Source organism: Streptomyces sp. SS1-1, assembly GCF_008973465.1.
Taxonomy (GTDB): Bacteria; Actinomycetota; Actinomycetes; order Streptomycetales; family Streptomycetaceae; genus Streptomyces.
The window spans coordinates 2,036,522-2,053,130 of record NZ_WBXN01000004.1; the positions used below are offsets into that span (position 1 = coordinate 2,036,522).

Annotated in this window: 16 protein-coding genes and 1 pseudogene; 10 read left to right on the plus strand and 7 right to left on the minus strand. The window is 72.8% G+C overall.

Annotated features, from left to right (window positions below):
* Positions 1-71 precede the first annotated feature (71 nt).
* Positions 72-1,097, plus strand: a complete 1,026-nt coding sequence (locus tag F8R89_RS10455) for an ATP-binding cassette domain-containing protein (RefSeq protein WP_151783715.1) — start codon at positions 72-74, stop codon at positions 1,095-1,097.
* Positions 1,094-1,915, plus strand: a complete 822-nt coding sequence (locus tag F8R89_RS10460; RefSeq protein WP_151783716.1) for an ABC transporter permease — start codon at positions 1,094-1,096, stop codon at positions 1,913-1,915. Before F8R89_RS10455 ends, F8R89_RS10460 begins: the two co-directional genes overlap by 4 nt.
* Before the next feature lie 18 nt (positions 1,916-1,933).
* Here F8R89_RS10460 and F8R89_RS10465 read toward each other — a convergent pair.
* Positions 1,934-5,232: pseudogene (locus F8R89_RS10465) on the minus strand (BTAD domain-containing putative transcriptional regulator).
* Positions 5,233-5,417: 185 nt separating this feature from the next.
* Between F8R89_RS10465 and F8R89_RS10470 the strand changes: the two are divergent.
* Entirely contained in the window at positions 5,418-6,218 is an 801-nt protein-coding gene (locus tag F8R89_RS10470) for a site-2 protease family protein (protein WP_151783717.1), read from the plus strand.
* Here the strand turns inward: F8R89_RS10470 and F8R89_RS10475 are convergent.
* A complete protein-coding gene (locus F8R89_RS10475) occupies positions 6,208-6,393 on the minus strand; it encodes a hypothetical protein (protein WP_151783718.1) in 186 nt (61 codons plus the stop codon). The two genes, F8R89_RS10470 and F8R89_RS10475, sit on opposite strands and share 11 nt — an antisense overlap.
* A gap of 52 nt (positions 6,394-6,445) precedes the next feature.
* Entirely contained in the window at positions 6,446-7,171 is a 726-nt protein-coding gene (gene npdG, locus F8R89_RS10480) for an NADPH-dependent F420 reductase (RefSeq protein ID WP_151783719.1), read from the minus strand.
* A gap of 148 nt (positions 7,172-7,319) precedes the next feature.
* Here npdG and F8R89_RS10485 point away from each other — a divergent pair, with 148 nt between their 5' ends.
* Positions 7,320-7,970, plus strand: coding sequence for a hypothetical protein (locus tag F8R89_RS10485; protein ID WP_151783720.1), 651 nt, complete (start codon positions 7,320-7,322; stop codon positions 7,968-7,970).
* 19 nt (positions 7,971-7,989) lie between these two features.
* Here F8R89_RS10485 and F8R89_RS10490 read toward each other — a convergent pair whose 3' ends face one another.
* Positions 7,990-8,220, minus strand: coding sequence for a hypothetical protein (locus F8R89_RS10490; RefSeq protein ID WP_151783721.1), 231 nt, complete (start codon positions 8,218-8,220; stop codon positions 7,990-7,992).
* Positions 8,221-8,278: 58 nt separating this feature from the next.
* On the opposite strand from F8R89_RS10490, the gene map reads away from it, so the two are divergent.
* Entirely contained in the window at positions 8,279-9,136 is an 858-nt protein-coding gene (gene map / locus F8R89_RS10495; protein ID WP_151783722.1) for a type I methionyl aminopeptidase, read from the plus strand.
* 131 nt (positions 9,137-9,267) lie between these two features.
* On the plus strand, positions 9,268-9,915 hold the full coding sequence (locus F8R89_RS10500; RefSeq protein WP_151783723.1) for a heme oxygenase (biliverdin-producing): 648 nt from the start codon (positions 9,268-9,270) through the stop codon (positions 9,913-9,915).
* A 6-nt stretch (positions 9,916-9,921) separates the two neighbouring features.
* On the opposite strand, the gene F8R89_RS10505 is transcribed toward F8R89_RS10500, so the two are convergent.
* On the minus strand, positions 9,922-10,566 hold the full coding sequence (locus F8R89_RS10505; protein ID WP_151783724.1) for a PhzF family phenazine biosynthesis protein: 645 nt from the start codon (positions 10,564-10,566) through the stop codon (positions 9,922-9,924).
* Positions 10,567-10,767: 201 nt separating this feature from the next.
* On the opposite strand from F8R89_RS10505, the gene efeO reads away from it, so the two are divergent.
* The 4 genes from efeO to F8R89_RS10525 are packed head-to-tail and all read left to right on the plus strand — an operon-like array spanning position 10,768 to position 15,019.
* Positions 10,768-11,922: an iron uptake system protein EfeO gene (efeO, locus tag F8R89_RS10510; RefSeq protein WP_151783725.1), complete on the plus strand. Its 1,155-nt coding sequence runs from the start codon at positions 10,768-10,770 to the stop codon at positions 11,920-11,922.
* A gap of 9 nt (positions 11,923-11,931) precedes the next feature.
* Positions 11,932-13,191 carry an iron uptake transporter deferrochelatase/peroxidase subunit gene (efeB, locus tag F8R89_RS10515; protein ID WP_151783726.1) on the plus strand — a complete coding sequence of 420 codons (1,260 nt, stop codon included), beginning with the start codon at positions 11,932-11,934 and terminating at the stop codon, positions 13,189-13,191.
* Between the two features lie 3 nt (positions 13,192-13,194).
* Positions 13,195-14,067, plus strand: a complete 873-nt coding sequence (efeU, locus tag F8R89_RS10520; RefSeq protein ID WP_151783727.1) for an iron uptake transporter permease EfeU — start codon at positions 13,195-13,197, stop codon at positions 14,065-14,067.
* Entirely contained in the window at positions 14,027-15,019 is a 993-nt protein-coding gene (locus F8R89_RS10525) for a hypothetical protein (protein WP_151783728.1), read from the plus strand. The genes efeU and F8R89_RS10525 overlap by 41 nt, the downstream gene beginning before the upstream one ends.
* 13 nt (positions 15,020-15,032) lie before the next feature.
* On the opposite strand, the gene F8R89_RS10530 is transcribed toward F8R89_RS10525, so the two are convergent.
* The gene (locus F8R89_RS10530; protein WP_151783729.1) at positions 15,033-15,764 is read right to left on the minus strand and encodes a bifunctional DNA primase/polymerase; all 732 of its coding nucleotides are present in this window, start codon (positions 15,762-15,764) and stop codon (positions 15,033-15,035) included.
* Between the two features lie 152 nt (positions 15,765-15,916).
* A complete protein-coding gene (locus F8R89_RS10535; RefSeq protein ID WP_151783730.1) occupies positions 15,917-16,552 on the minus strand; it encodes a TetR/AcrR family transcriptional regulator in 636 nt (211 codons plus the stop codon).
* Between the last annotated feature and the right edge of the window lie 57 nt (positions 16,553-16,609).

Here is a 16,609-nt window from a genome sequence, read left to right on the forward strand (position 1 = left end):
CGACAGGACGGCGGGCGGGGTGTAGGCGGGCTGTCGGCGGTTTGTCGGTGGGGTCTGTCACTGTCGGTGCCATGACGCGAAACGACAACACGCCGGGCGGCGCGAGCGGCGCCGTCTCCGTACGGGGGATGGTCAAGCACTACGGCGAGACCAAGGCACTGGACGGTGTGGACCTGGAGGTCCGCGAGGGCACCGTCATGGGCGTGCTGGGGCCGAACGGCGCCGGCAAGACGACCCTCGTCCGCATCCTGTCCACACTGCTGACCCCGGACGCCGGGGAGGCCGTCGTCGCCGGCTACGACGTCGTACGGCAGCCCCGGCAGCTGCGCCGGGTCATCGGCCTGACCGGGCAGTACGCCTCCGTGGACGAGAAGCTCCCCGGCTGGGAGAACCTGTACATGATCGGACGGCTGCTGGACCTGCCCCGCAAGGAGGCCCGCAGGCGCGCCGACGAGCTCCTGGAGCGCTTCTCCCTGACGGAGGCCGCCAAGCGGCCCGCCTCCACCTACTCGGGCGGTATGCGCCGCCGGCTCGACCTGGCCGCCTCCATGATCGGCCGGCCGGCCGTGCTGTTCCTCGACGAGCCGACGACCGGCCTGGACCCGCGCACCCGCAACGAGGTGTGGGACGAGGTCAAGGCGATGGTCGGGGACGGGGTGACCGTCCTGCTCACCACCCAGTACATGGAGGAGGCCGAGCAGCTCGCCTCGGAGCTGACGGTCGTGGACCGGGGCAAGGTCATCGCGGGCGGCGGCATCGACGAGCTCAAGGCGAAGGTCGGCGGCCGCACGCTGCGGATCCGCCCCACCGACGCCCTCGAACTGGGGCCGCTGGCCGGGTATCTGGACGAGCTCGGCATCACCGGGCTCGCCAGCACCACCGTGGACGCCGAGGCGGGCACCCTGCTCGTCCCCGTCCTCAGCGACGAGCAGCTGACCGCGATCGTCGGCGCCGTCACCGCGCGCGGGGTCACCCTCGCCTCCATCACCACCGAACTGCCCAGCCTGGACGAGGTGTTCCTCTCGCTCACCGGCCACCGCGCCAGTGCGCCCCAGGACACCGTGCCCGCCGACGACCGCGAGGAGGTCGCCGTATGAGCGCCGCCACCCTGACCGACGCCCCCGCCAAGGACGACGCGCGGATCCCGCTGCGCGGGCATCTGCGGCACACCGGCGCGCTCGTCCGCCGCAACCTGCTGTGGATCCGCCAGGACCCCGAGTCGATGGCCGACGCGCTGCTGATGCCGGTCATCTTCACCCTGCTGTTCGTGTTCGTCTTCGGCGGCTCGATCGGGCAGGCCCTGGGCGGCGGGCAGGACCAGTACGTCCAGTACGTCATCCCCGGCATGATCGCGATGATGAGCATGACGCTGTCGCAGGGCGTCGGCACCGGGTTCAGCCAGGACTTCAACTCCGGTGTCATGGACCGCTTCCGGTCGCTGCCGATCGGGCGCGGCTCGGTGCTGTTCGCGAAGATCTCCGTGGAGCTGCTGCGGATGCTGTTCGCGACGGCCGTGCTGATGGTCGTCGCGGTCCTGGTCGGCTTCGAGATCCATCACTGGCCCGGCCTGTTCGCGGCGGTCGCCCTGTCCACCGTGTTCGCCTCGTCCATCATGTGGGTGTTCCTCACCCTGGGCGTGGTGATGAAGAGCGCGCAGTCCGTGCAGGCGATGGGCTTCCTGGTGCTGTTCCCGCTCCAGTTCGGCTCGTCGATCTTCGCGCCGACGACGTCGATGCCGGGCTGGCTCCAGGCGTTCACCGACTACAACCCGCTGTCCACGCTGGCCGACGCGGCGCGGGGGCTGATGGTGGGCGGGCCGGTCGCCCACGACCTGTGGGTGACGCTCGGCTGGTCGGCGCTCATCACGGCCGTGATGGCGCCGGTCGCGATCCACAAGTTCCGCACCAAGACCTGACGCCGGCGGCGGAACACGTCACACGAGGGCGGCGGCCTCCTGCGGGGAGGGCCGCCGCCCTCGGCGTACGCCTCCTCGTAGGCGGCGGCGCCGAGCACGGCCCGGGCGCCCGTCTCCGCCCAGCGCCGCACCTCCCGCTCCTGGCGGCTCGGGACGTGCCGGTCCGGCTGGAGCCGGTCGGCGGCGCCGAGGCAGCGGGCGGCGTCCCCGGCCCGGCGGCCGCCGTCGGCGCCGGCCAGGGCGAGCGCGGCGGTGGTCAGGTAGGCGGCCCGCAACTGGGGCGCGATGGCCAGGGCGAGCGGGTCCTCGGCACGTTCCAGCGCCTTCCTGACCGTCTCCAGGGCCTCCTCGGTCCGCCCCTCGAGGGCGTCCAGCAGGGCTTCGGCACCGAGGATGAACGCGTCGAAGACGATGAAGTGGGCGATCTTGAACTCCTCGCGCAGCAGACGGAGTTCCTCCCGGGCCTCGGAGGTCCGGCCGGTCAGGCCGAGCCACCCGGCCAGGATGAGCCGGGCGAACGGCATGGCGTGCTCGCTCGGCCCGCTGCCCTCGTCGATGACCCGGCGCAGCAGACTCTCCCCCCGCTCCCCCTGCCCCGCCTCGATCAGGGCGCTGCCGAGCCGGGCCTTGAGCACGCCGACCTGGGCGTGGGCGCCGAGCCGCTCGGCGTGGTCGATGCCCACCTCGTAGTCGGCGGCGGCCCGCAGGTAGGCGCCCTGGCGCTCATGGGCCTCGGCCCGCGCCGAGTACGCCTCGGCGGTCCCCCACAGGTCGCCGATGTCCTCGAAGATCTCCAGGGCCTCGTCGGCGTCGGTGATGGCGTCGCCCGCCCAGTCGGTGCGGTTGGCGAGCAGGTTGGCCCGCAGCTGGAGACCGACGGCGAGGTCCCACCGGTAGTCGGGGCGTGCACGGCAGGTGCGGACCGTGGCGTCGACGACGGTCCGCAGACGGTCCATGTCGCCGGTGAGCATGACGGCGAAGAACCACAGGGAGCCCGGGGAGCGGCAGACCTGCGGGGAACCCGGCTCGTAGGTCTCGGCGATGATCCGCAGCTTGGCCTGCGCCTCGGGGGTCTGCCAGGCGTCCAGTTCGGTGTCCATGCAGGCGAGGTGGATCAGGTGCACCTCGCGCCGGGCCTCGTCGCGGACCTGGTCCCTCCAGGGCGGCGGGGTGTCGACGCAGCGCTCCCACAGGGGCTCGGCGCGGCGCACCGGTTCGGTGAACGGGTCGGGCCCGAGGTCCTGCACCTCGCGCGACCAGGTGCGGGCGACGATCCGCAGGTCGCGCATCTGCCAGTACCAGGCCATGGCCAGCACCAGGCACAGCGCCTCCTGTTCGTCCCGCGCGGCGACCGCGTGGTGGAGGGCGGCGCGGATGTTCTCGCTCTCGCGCTCCAGCAGGGCGATGGCGGCGAGCTGGCCGCGGCCGCGCAGCGACGGCTCGGTGGTGCGGGCGAGCTCCCGGAAGTACGTCAGGTGCGCGCGTTCGGCCTCGGCCCGCCGGCCGGTCTCGTCGAGCCGTTCGGCGGCGTACTCGGCGACGGTCTCCAGCAGCCGGTAGCGCATCTCCCCGTCGTCCGCGGCGGACGCCACCACGAGGGACTTGTCGACGAGGGAGCCGAGCGCCTCCAGGGCCATGGGCCCGCACACGGCCTCGGCGGCGGCGAGGTCGCAGCCGCCCGCGAAGACCGACAGACGGCCCAGCACCTCGCGTTCGTCGTCGTCCAGCAGCTCCCAGGACCAGTCGACGACGGCCCGCAGGGTCTGCTGGCGGGGCAGCACCGTGCGGCTGCCCGACGTCAGCAGCCGGAAGCGGTCGTCGAGCCGGTCGGCGATCTGGCGGGGGGTGAGCATCCGCAGCCGGGCGGCGGCGAGTTCGATCGCGAGGGGCAGGCCGTCCAGGCGCCGGCAGATCTCGGCGCAGGCCGCGGCGGTCTCCTCGTCGGCCTCGACACGGAAGCCGGGATGCGCGGCGGCGCCCCGGTCGGCGAGCAGGCGCAGCGCGAACGGCTCGGGCAGCGGTTCGACGGGGCGCAGCAACTCGCCGGGGACGCCGAGGGGTTCACGGCTGGTGGCGAGCACCGTCAGTCCGGGGCAGCGTTCCAGCAGCCGTTCCACGAGGCGGGCGGCGGCGTCGACGACGTGCTCGCAGTTGTCGAGGATGAGCAGCATGCGGCGGGGGGCGCAGTACTCGGAGAGCCGGTCGAGGGGGTCGTCGTGCCGTTCGGTGCCGGCGCGCATGGCCTCGGCGCCGGCGCCGTACAGGACGGTCTCGCGGGCGCCGAGCGCGGTGAGGACGGCCTCGGGGACGGCCCGGGGGTCGTCGACCGGCGCGAGTTCGGCCAGCCACACGCCGTCCGGGACGGCGTCGCGCACGCTCTCCGCGGCCTCCTGGGACAGCCGGGTCTTCCCGGCACCGCCGGGACCGAGCAGGGTGACGAGCCGGGCGCCGGCCAGGTCCCCGCGGATGGCCGCGATGTCGGGTTCGCGGCCGACGAAGGAGGTGAGCCGGGCCCTCAGGTTGCCGGCCGGGGCGGTCTGCGGGCGGGGGGCGTCGGCGGGGCGCGGCGCGGCGGGCCGTGCGTCCGGTCCGGGGCGCAGCAACTCGGCGTGCAGGGCGCGCAGTTCGGGTCCGGGGTCGGAGCCGAGACGGGTGGACAGCAGCCGGCGTACGTCGTCGTAGGCGGCCAGGGCCTCGGCGGGGCGGCCCGTGTCGCGCAGGGCGCGCAGCCGCAGCGCCTGGAGGGGTTCGTCCAGGGGGTGGGCGTCGCACAGGGCGGTCAGCTCGGGCAGCGCCTGCTCGGCGCGGCCGAGGGCGAGGGCCGCCGTGTGCCGGGCGCGCAGCGCGTCGAGGTGCCGTGTCTGTACGCGGGCCGTCTCGGCGGTGCGGTCGGGCAGGTCGGCGAGGGCGGGGCCCTGCCACAGGGCGAGGGCGTCGTCGAGGACGCCGGCCGCCTTGGCGGGGTCGTCGTCGGCGAGGGCGCGCAGGCCCTCGCCGGTGAGCCGTTCGAACCGGTGCAGGTCGACGTCGTCGGGCGCCGCGGCGAGCCGGTATCCGCCGTCCTCGGACCGTACGGCGTCGGCGCCCAGGGCCCGCCGCAGCCGGCCCACGAGGGCCTGGAGCGCCCCGGTGGCGTCGGCGGGCGGTTCGGCGCCCCACACCTCGTCGACCAGGAGGCCCACGGGCACGGTCCGGCCGGGGCGCAGCGCGAGCACGGTGAGCAGGGCCCGCAGCCGGGCCCCGCCGAGCGGGACGGCGCTGCCGTCGGGGCGGAGTGCCTGGGTGGTGCCGAGGATGCGGTAGCGCACGGGGTCCATTGTCTCTGGTGGGCTGGGGGCCGGTCACGGGGCCGTCGGACGAGGCGTGGCGGCCCCGGGGTGCGGGGGCCGGGGTCCAGCCTCCCTGGAACCACCGCCCCACCGCGAGACGTTTTCCGCGTACGACCGGTACGGTCGGGCGGGCCGACGCGCGGGTCCGCGCGCACGACGATCCAGGGAGCCTCATGACCACCGCCCTCAGCCGCCACAGCGAACGGCGGATCAGCCCCGTGTTCCTCGGGATCGTCGCGGTCACCGCGGTGACGGGGTGGGCCACCTGGACCGGGTTCGCGGAGCAGCCGGGCCTCGCGGTGTTCCTGTTCGTGACGGCCGCCTGGATCGTGTCGCTGTGCCTGCACGAGTACGCGCACGCGCGCACCGCGCTGCACAGCGGTGACATCTCGGTCGGCGCGAAGGGCTACCTCACGCTGAACCCGCTGAAGTACACGCACGCGCTGCTGAGCATCGTCCTGCCGGTCGTCTTCGTGATCATGGGCGGTATCGGTCTGCCGGGCGGCGCGGTGTTCATCGAGCGCGGGCGGATCAGGGGCCGCTGGCGGCACAGCCTGATCTCGGCGGCCGGACCGCTGACGAACGTGCTGTTCGCCGTCGTGTGCACGGCCCCGTTCTGGCTGGGCGCGCTCGACGGCGTCCCGCGGGACTTCCGGTACGCGCTGGCGTTCCTCGCCCTGCTCCAGGTGACGGCGGCGATCCTGAACTTCCTGCCGGTGCCGGGCCTGGACGGCTACGGCGTGATCGAGCCCTGGCTGTCGCGGGACGTCCGGCGCCAGGTGGAGCCGTTCGCCCCGTTCGGCCTGCTGTTCGTCTTCGCGCTGCTGTGGGTGCCCGAGGTCAACGGCGTGTTCTTCGACATAGTCGACGCCGTGCTGCGCGCCCTGGGCATCGGCGATGTCGACACCTACTGCGGCTACGACCTGTTCCGCTTCTGGCGGGACGGGAACGAGCTGTGCCAGGTCATCCGGTGACGGAGTCCCGCCGGGCGTCCCGGGCGCGCTTCACGTAGTACCAGGTCATGTTGGACGACAGTCCCGCCAGCAGGATCCACACGATCCCGAGCCAGCTGCCCTGGACGAAGGAGACGACCGCCGCGGCCACGGAGAGCACGCAGACGACGAGGGTGTAGTAGGCGAGGCGGGGCATGGGGTCGGCTCCTGGTCGGGGGACACTGCTGTGCCCAGTGTCCCCCATTGCCTCATACGTCCGTGACGCGGAGCCCGGCGTGCGCCTTGTAGCGGCGGTTCACCGAGATCAGGTTGGCGACCAGGGACTCCACCTGGTGGGCGTTGCGCAGCCGCCCCGCGAAGACGCCCCGCATCCCGGCGATACGGCCCGCGAGCGCCTGGACGATCTCGACGTCGGCCCGCTCCTCGCCGAGGACCATCACATCGGTGTCGATGCTGTCGATCTCCGGGTCCTGGAGCAGGACGGCCGACAGGTGGTGGAAGGCGGCGGTGACCCGGGAGTCCGGGAGCAGGGCGGCGGCCTGCTCGGCGGCGCTGCCCTCCTCGGGCTTGAGGGCGTAGGCGCCCTTCTTGTCGAAGCCGAGCGGGTTGACGCAGTCGACGACGAGCTTGCCGGTCAGTTCCTCTCGCAGGGACTCCAGCGTCTTGCCGTGGCCGTCCCACGGCACGGCGACGATCACGATGTCGCTGCGCCGGGCGGTCTCGGCGTTGTCGGCGCCCTCGACGCCGTGTCCGAGCTCCTCGGCGGCGGCCTGCGCGCGTTCGGCGGCGCGGGAGCCGATGATCACCTTCTGGCCGGCCAGGGCGAGCCGGTACGCGAGGCCCTTGCCCTGCGGTCCGGTGCCGCCGAGCACACCGACGACGAGCCCGGAGACGTCGGGGAGGTCCCAGGGGTCCTTGGCCGGTGCCTTGGCGGGGGTCCCGGCGGACTGCTGTGCGCTGTCGCTAGAGGTCATGCGCCGACTCTACGTCCGCCGTGGGGTCCGGGGCGGGCGAGGGCGGTGGGGCGGGGTCGGGCAGGTGTGCGGGCGGATGACCCCGGGTCGGGCGAATTCGGGGGGAACGGCGGGCGGTGCGGGGGCCGCTGGGGCAGGATGCGGCCCCATGGATGCCGTACGGGTCGCGTTGCTGCGGGAAGTGCTCGCCGGGACCGAGTGGTTGGGGGCGACGCGGCGGTTCGCCGGGACGCTGCGGACGTCGGCGGTGGCGCACGGCGGCGGGCTGCTGCTGGTCGGGACGCGGGAGTACGAGCCGTGGCATCTGGCGGCGCATCTCGTGGACGAGGCCGCGTGGTCGGGGACGCCCGAGCTGGCGCCGACCCTGGTACGGCACGACGCGCGCGCCTCGGACCCGGCGCATCTGGCGGTCGGGCTCGGCCGGCTGGCGGCGGCGCGGCGCGGGGAGACCCTGCTGGTGGTGGCTCCGTCGGCGGCGCCGTGCCCGGACGCACCGGGGCAGGTGCCGGGACCGCGTACCGGGCCGGGGGCGCCGCTGCTGGAGCGGGTGTACGACGCGCGGCGGGCGGGCGCGACGGTGCTGGTGCTCGGCACCGGTGAGGGCGAGCTGACGGCGATGTCCCATGAGCGGCTGATCGTGCCGGAGGGCGCCGAACTCGACCTGGACACCGTGCAGCACCTGGTGAGCGCGGCGGCCGGGGAGAACCCGCTGCCGTCCCGCCGGGGGCGCCGGCGCCTGCGGGACCGCCTGTCGCGCCTCGCGGACGCCCTGACGGCGCCGCCGCCCCCTCGCTGGTGAAGCCTCCCAGAGGGCTTGCTCAGCCGCCGTCCCCCTGCCCCGACCGGGAGTCGTGCCAGCGGGGGTCGTTCTCCCACTCCAGGTTGCGTTCGCGGGCGAGGTCCATGGCGTGCTGGGCCTCCTCACGCGAGGTGTAGGGACCGAACCGGTCCTTGGCCGGGCAGTCCGGCCCCTCCTCGACCTTCTTGTGGACCAGGCAGTAGTACCACTCGCCCGGCTTGCCGACCGTGCGCTTCTTGAACAAGGCCATGACCAGCTCCTCTCGCCACCGACATGTTCCCCCAGGACCGCTGGTTAGACTCGCTGGCATGTCTGGCCAGTCGCTGCTCGTTCCCGGGGAGCTGTCCCCCACCCGTTCCGTACCCGGCAACATCCGCCGCCCCGAGTACGTCGGCAAGCCCGCGCCGACCCCGTACACGGGGCCGGAGGTGCAGACGCCGGAGACCATCGAGGCGATGCGGGTCGCCGGCCGTATCGCCGCCCGCGCGATGGCCGAGGCGGCGAAACTGATCGCGCCCGGTGTGACGACGGACGAGTTGGACAAGGTGGCGCACGAGTACATGTGCGACCACGGCGCCTACCCCTCCACGCTCGGCTACCGCGGTTTCCCCAAGTCGCTGTGCACCAGCGTCAACGAGGTCATCTGCCACGGCATCCCGGACTCGACGGTGCTGCGCGACGGCGACATCGTCAACCTCGACGTGACGGCGTACATCGGCGGTGTGCACGGCGACAACAACGCCACCTACCTGGTCGGTGACGTGGACGAGGAGAGCCGGCTGCTGGTGGAGCGCACCCGCGAGTCGCTGAACCGCGCCATCAAGGCGGTCAGGCCGGGCCGGCAGATCAACGTCATCGGCCGGGTGATCGAGTCGTACGCCAAGCGCTTCGGGTACGGCGTGGTGCGGGACTTCACCGGTCACGGCATCAACTCGTCGTTCCACTCGGGCCTGATCGTCCCGCACTACGACAGCCCGCACGCGACGACGGTGATCCAGCCCGGTATGACGTTCACGATCGAGCCGATGCTGACGCTGGGCACGCACGAGTACGACATGTGGGACGACGGCTGGACCGTGGTCACGAAGGACCGCAAGCGCACCGCGCAGTTCGAGCACACGCTGGTGGTGACGGAGACGGGCACGGAGATCCTCACCCTGCCCTGACCGCTCCGGTCCCTGTCGCGTCCGTCCACGACCCGTCCTCTGCGGAGGGCGGGTCTTCTCGGTACCCTTTTACCGACATCCTGTCGGCAAACCTCTTGACTTAGGTGAGCCTAACCTCGGAGGATGCGACCATGGACTCCTTCTCGACCGTCATCCGCACCGCGTCCCAGGAGCAGCACACCGAGGCCGAGACCTCGACGTTCATGAGCGACCTGCTCGGCGGGAAGCTCGGCGTGGACGCGTACGCGCGGTACACGGAACAGCTGTGGTTCGTCTACGAGGCGCTGGAGACGGGCGCCGGCGCACTGGCGGCCGACCCGGTGGCCGGCCCCTTCGTCCGGCCGGAGCTGTTCCGGCTCCAGGCGCTCGAACGGGACCTGGCCCATCTGCGGGGCCCCGAGTGGCGGGCCGGGCTGACGGCCCTGCCGGCGACGCGGGCGTACGCGGACCGGGTGCGCTCCTGTGTGGAGGGGTGGCCGGGCGGCTATCTCGCCCACCACTACACCCGCTACCTCGGCGACCTCTCCGGCGGCCAGATCATCCGCGACCGGGCGGAGCGGACGTGGGGCTTCGCGCGCAAGGGCGACGGGGTCCGGTTCTACGTCTTCGAGGGGATCGCGAACCCCGCCGCGTTCAAGCGGGAGTACCGCGCGCTGCTGGACGGCGTCCCGGCGGACGACCTGGAGAAGCAGCGGATCGTCGCCGAGTGCAAGAAGGCGTTCGCGCTGAACACCGCGATGTTCCGGGCGCTCGGCGAGGAGTTCCCGCTGAGCGCCTGAGCCGGCTCAGCGTTCCAGGACGACCCGGCCTCCCAGCTCGACCCAGTCCCCCGGCTGGGGTGCGGTCAGCAGCTGGGAGCCGGCGCCCTGGGTGATGTTGAGGGCGCGGCCGAGGCGATGGGTGAGCTGCATCGCCGCCGCGCCCGTCGCCTCGTCCTCCTCGATGCCGTCGCCCCGGCCGGGGAAGCCGCGGGCGCGGATCCGCCCGGCGGCCTCGTCCTCCCAGGCCCAGGCGTAGATCCACTCCCCCGGCGGCGGCACCTCCAGGTCGTCGACCTCGGCGGCCGAGGCGTACTGGCGCAGCGTGCGCGGCGGGGCCCACTCGGGGCGGGCCTCGATCCAGCAGAACTCTCCGTCGATCCGGGTGCCCACGACTCCGGCGGGCGTGACCAGTTCGGGCACGTCCAGCAGCCAGGCGGTGCCGACGCAGGGATGGCCGGCGAAGGGCAGCCGGGTGGACGGGGTGTGGATGTCGACGACCCCGCGCTCGGGGTCGTCCACGAACACGGTCTCGCTGAACCCGAGTTTGGCGGCCAGCGCCTGCCGGTCCCGGGCGTCCGGGATCACCGAGCCGTCCCGGACGACGCCGAGTTCGTTGCCGTATCCGCCCCTGGGTCCGCAGAACACGCGGAGGACGTCGTAGTCAGTCACGAGGGCATTGAAGCACCGCCGCGCGCGCGGGACGCCGGGTGCCCGGGACCGCCCCACCGGAACCTTTGACCTTCCTTTGACCTTTCCATGGGGACGTTTTTGGCCACTTAGGCCATCCTTAGCTTCGTTAGGTGAGCCTCACCTTGCTCGGCTGTGAGGCACGTCATGCGTCCTTTCCGGCCACCCCGATTTGGAGCCCTCATGCGACCCGCCAGACTGTCCGCCGTCGCCGCCGCCACCACCGTGGCGGCCCTGACCACCGTCACCGGGTGCACCGAGAAGGGCAGTTCGGCGGGGTCCGACCGGGTCGTCCGGGTGACCGCGACGGACGACAAGTGCGAGGTGTCCAAGAAGGAGTTCCCGGCCGGTCACATCGAGCTCACCGTCGAGAACAAGGGCTCGAAGGTGACGGAGGTCTACGTCCTCTTCCCCGACGACCGCATCGTCACCGAGCGCGAGAACATAGGCCCCGGCACCAAGCAGACCGTCACCGCCGAGGTGAAGGCCGGCGACTACACCATCGCCTGCAAGCCCGGTATGAAGGGCGACGGCATCCGGCAGTCCGTCAAGGCCACCGGCGGCTCGGCCGCCAAGCGCGACCCCCGCCTGGACAAGGCCGTCGCCGCCTACCGCGAGTACGTCCAGGAGCAGGCCGACGCGACGCTGCCGCTCGCCGAGACGTTCGCCGCGGCCGTGAAGTCCGGGGACGTCGAGGCCGCGAAGAAGGCGTACGCGCCCTCCCGCCTCGGCTGGGAGCGCACCGAGCCGGTCGCGGAGTCCTTCGGCGACATCGACCCGAAGGTCGACGTCCGCGAGGACGGCCTGGAGGACGGCCAGGACCCGGCGACCGACTGGACCGGCTGGCACCGGCTGGAGAAGTCGCTCTGGAAGGACAAGAAGATCGGCGACCGGGAGAAGGAGCTCGCCGACCTGCTGATCAAGGACCTGAAGGACTGGCGGGACCGGGTCGGCAAGGCCGAGATCACCCCCACCTCCATGGCCAACGGCGCCAAGGAACTCCTCGACGAGGTCGCCACCGGCAAGGTCACCGGCGAGGAGGAGCGCTACTCGCACACCGACCTGGTCGACTTCAAGGCCAACGTCGAGGGCGCGGAGAAGGCGTACGAGCTGCTGAAGCCCGTCGCCCAGGGCAACGAGCCGGAGCTCGTCACCGAACTCGACCGGCAGTTCGCCGCGCTGGACGGCCTGCTGGACAAGTACCGCGCCGACAAGGACTCGTACGCGTTCACCTCGTACGACAAGGTCGGCGACGCCGACCGCAAGCAGCTCTCGGACGGGGTCAACGCCCTGGCGGAGCCGCTGTCCAAGCTCGCCGCCGCCGTCGTCGTCAAGTAGGGACGCGTCATGACGGAACCGTCCGAGAAGACCACCTCCCGGCGTGCGCTGCTCGGCTGGGGCGGCGCCGGGCTGGCGCTCGGCGCCGTCGCCGCCGGCGGGGCCGTCGCGGCGACCCGGCCGGGCGACGACGCCGCACCGGCCGGCGCGGACACCGGCGCCGCGATCCCCTTCCACGGGAAGCGGCAGGCCGGTATCGCCACCCCGGTCCAGGACCGGCTCCACTTCGCCGCCTTCGACGTGCGGACCGAGGACCGGGCCGCGTTCGTCGCCCTGCTGAAGGAGTGGACGGAGGCCGCGCGCCGGATGACCGCGGGGCACGCGGTCGGCGACGGCGCGTACGGCGGTCTCGCCGAGGCCCCGCCGGACGACACCGGTGAGGCGCTGGGCCTGAAGCCGTCCCGGCTGACGCTGACGATCGGGTTCGGGCCGTCGTTCTTCGAGAAGTTCGGGGAGAAGTTCGGCATCGCGGACGCGCGCCCCGAAGCCCTCACCGAACTGCCCCAGTTCGCCGGTGACAACCTGGACCGCGACCGCAGCGGCGGCGACCTGTGCGTCCAGGCGTGCGCGGACGACCCGCAGGTCGCCGTGCACGCCATCCGCAACCTCGCCCGCATCGGGTTCGGCAAGGTCGTGGTGCGCTGGTCGCAGCTCGGCTTCGGCAAGACCTCGTCGACGACGCCCGACGCGCAGACCCCGCGCAACCTGTTCGGCTTCAAGGACGGCACCCGCAACATCGCGGGCACCGAGACCGACCGCCTGGACGAGTTCGTGTGGGTCGGCGAGAAGGACGGACCGGACTGGATGGCCGGCGGCTCCTACCTCGTCGCCCGGCGCATCCGCATGCACATCGAGACCTGGGACCGCACGTCCCTGCAGGAGCAGGAGGACGTCTTCGGCCGCAGCAAGGGCGAGGGCGCCCCGGTGGGCAAGGCGAAGGAGCGCGACAAGCCGTTCCTGAAGGCGATGATGCCCGACGCGCACGTCCGGCTCGCGCACCCCGACTCCAACGGCGGCGCGACGATCCTGCGCCGCGGCTACTCCTTCACGGACGGCACGGACGGCCTCGGCCGTCTGGACGCGGGCCTGTTCTTCCTCGCCTACCAGCGGGACCCGCGCACCGGGTTCATCCGGATCCAGCGCAACCTGGCGAAGGACGCGCTCAACGAGTACATCCAGCATGTGGGTTCGGCGCTGTTCGCCGTCCCGCCGGGCGTCCGCGACAAGGACGACTGGTGGGGCAGCACGCTGTTCGGCAAGGAGGCGTGAGGCGTGTTCTCCAACTACCTGATCGGTCTGCGCGAGGGGCTGGAGGCCAGCCTCGTCGTCTGCATCCTCATCGCCTACCTGGTGAAGACGGGCCGCCGGGACGCCCTGCGGCCCGTGTGGGCCGGCATCGGCGTGGCGGTCGCCCTGGCGCTGGGCTTCGGCTGCGCGCTCGAGTTCGGCTCGCAGGAGCTGACGTTCGAGGCGCAGGAGGCGCTCGGCGGTTCCCTGTCGATCCTCGCGGTCGGCCTGGTGACGTGGATGGTCTTCTGGATGCGGCGCACGGCCCGCAACCTCCGCAGCGAGCTGCACGGCAAGCTGGACGCGGCCCTGCGGATGGGCACGGGCGCCCTGGTCGCCACGGCGTTCCTGGCCGTCGGCCGGGAGGGCCTGGAGACGGCCCTGTTCGTGTGGGCGTCGGTGCGGGCGGCCGGGGACGGCACCCCCCGCCCGCTGCTCGGTGTCGCGCTCGGCATCGCCACGGCCGTCGTGCTGGGCTGGCTGTTCTACCGCGGCGCCCTGCGCATCAACCTCGCCAAGTTCTTCACCTGGACCGGCGGCATGCTGGTCGTCGTCGCCGCGGGCGTGCTCGCGTACGGGCTGCACGACCTGCAGGAGGCGCGCTGGCTGCCGGGGCTCGCGAACAAGGCGTTCGACATCAGCGACACCGTCGATCCGTCCAGTTGGTACGGCACCCTGCTGAAGGGCGTGTTCAACTTCCAGCCGGACCCGACCGTCCTCCAGGTCACGGTGTGGCTGCTGTACCTGATCCCGACGCTCGCGCTGTTCCTCGCCCCGGTAGGGTTCGCCTCCGGGAAGGGGAAGGTGAAGGAACCGGATGAGCAGGGATCGCGGCCCTCGAAGGCTCCGCAGGCTTGACCGGAGCGCGCTGATAGCGGCCTCCTTGACCGCTTTGTCGTTGACGGCGAGCGGATGTGTGGTGGTCCACGGGGAGAAGGAGGTCCTTCCCTCGGCGACCAGGGCGGAGGCCGCGAAGGCGCTGAAGGAGTTCACCACCGCGTACAACGCGGCGGACAAGGCCTACGACAGCGCGCTGGACTCCGGCCGGGTCACGGGCGCCCTCGGCGCGATCGACGCGGCCCGGCTGAAGGCGGGCCGGGCGACGAACCCCGGCGGCAACCCGGCGCACAGCCCGCTGGAGCTGTCGGACACCAAGTTCGCCATCCCCAAGAAGGCGGGCTGGCCCCGCTGGTTCGTCGCCGACGCCGCCGCCAACAAGGGCGGCCAGGCGCGCTGGGTGTTCGTGTTCGTCCGCCACGACCTGGACCAGCCGTGGAAGGCCGCGTATCTGACGCTGATGGCCCCCAAGGACGTGCCCGAGTTCACGACGGACGCGGACGGCTACGCCGAGGACGTCCCCGCGGACTCGCGGCAACTCGCCGTTGCGCCCCGGGATCTGAGCGAGCGGTACGTGTCCTACCTGAAGGACGGCGGGGACGCCTTCGCGGCCGGCGGGCAGACCAGCAAGTGGCGGCAGACCCGCGAGAAGCAGGCCGAACGCCCGGGTCTGGTCCGGCAGTTCATCGACGAACCGCTGACGAACGGCGACTTCGCCCCGCTCGCGCTGCGCACGGCCGACGGTGGCGCGCTGGCGTTCTTCGCCTCACGGCACTTCGAGAAGCAGACGGCGGCGCCGGGCGCGTCCGTGCCGGTCCCGGGCAAGTCGGTGCAGGCCCTGACGGAGGGCGAGATCAAGCAGTCGCTGACGCTGGAGTTCGTCTCCAACGAGGTGGCGCTGGTCCCGAAGGGCTCGGGCAAGGTGGACGTCCTGGGCCGTATCCAGGGCATGACGTCCGCGAAGGGCGAGTAGCCCCGACGGCGGGTCAGTGGCGCAGGGGCCAGGACGCGGAGACGTGGTCGGGCTCCTCGCCGACATGGCGGGCGCAGGCGTCGGTGAGGACCTCGAGGATGCTGAGCGGGTCGGGCAGGGGGTGCTCGGGGCCGCGTACCCAGTGCACGGACTGGCCGTCGCCGGGCAGCCGGGAGGGCGGCATCAGGACGTAGGAGCCGCGGCAGTGCCAGCGCAGCCCGGGGTGCTCGTCCATGGTCTCGGGGTGGCAGTCCAGCTCGCAGGGCCACCACTCGTCCTCGTCCTCGGGAGTGCCCCGGGTGAGGGTGAAGAACAGCAGCCGCCCGTCGTCGCTCTCGGCGACCGGCCCGACCTCGATGCCGGCGGCGAGCAGCCGCTCCAGCGCCTCGCGCCCGGGTGCGAGGGGGACGTCGAGGACGTCGTGCACCATGCCGGTCGCGGTGATGAAGTTGGCCTGCGGATGGTGGCGGGCCCAGCGCTCGATCTGGCCGCGGTCGGTGGTGGACTGCGTCTGCCAGGCGAACGACACCGGGTGCCGGGCCGGGGTGGGACAGCCGACGCGGTCGCAGGAGCAGCGGTATCCGGCCGGGTGCGCGGCGGGCGCGAGGGGCAGTCCCGCGGCGGCGGCGGCGAGCAGCAGGGCCTCCCGGCCGCCGTCACCGGCGGTGTCCTCCGGGGGGCGGCCTCGCAGCCACTGGGAGATCTTGCCCCGAAGGCCGGACCGGCCACCCAACTCCGCGCTCATCTATCCCCTCGCCTCGCCGTCGTGCGGAACAGCATGCCCCATGGTCCCACCCTCGTGCGCCCCGGGGGGCCGTAGCGGACAAGAGGGCCAGGTGGGGCGAGCCGCGCACAACGCCCTGATCAGGGGTAATGGGGTCGCGGACGCGGTTTTCGTCACGCCGTCGGGCGCGGGGCGATGCCGTACAGCGCGTAGTCGACCAGGGTGTCCGTGTAGTCGTAGGAGATCGGGCCGGTGTACTGGAGCCAGCGCTGGGCCAGCGGGGAGACGAAGAGCTCCAGCGCGATGCGCGGGTCGACGTCGGGGCGCACCTGGCCGGCGTCCTGGGCGGAGCGCAGCCGGTCGACGTAGAGCCGCAGCGAGGGTTCCAGCAGCTTGGCCACGTACTGCCGGCCCAGCTCCTCGTCGACCAGGCCCTCGGCGGCGAGAGCGCGGGACGGCGCGTCGAAGCGGGGGTTCCGGAGCTCGTCGACGGTGGCGCGCAGGACCGCCTTCAGGTCGGCGGCGAGGTCGCCGGTGTCGGGGATGGCGTACGGCTGCTCCCCGGCCTCCCGCGCGGTGTGCTCGGCGAGGTCGAGGAAGGCCTCCATCAGCACCTCCGCCTTGGAGGGCCACCAGCGGTAGATCGTCTGCTTGCCGACGCCGGCGCGGGCGGCGATGCCCTCGATGGTGGTGCGGGGGTAGCCGACCTCGACGACCAGGGCGAGGGCGGCGTCGTAGATGGCCCGGCGGGACCGCTCGCTGCGGCGGCCGGCGTTGGGGGCGGTCGGGGCGGGTTCGCGTGCTGGCATGGCCTGAATTTACCAGTTGACAAGACGCCGCGTCTCGCCAGATCCTGAGGCGGCCGT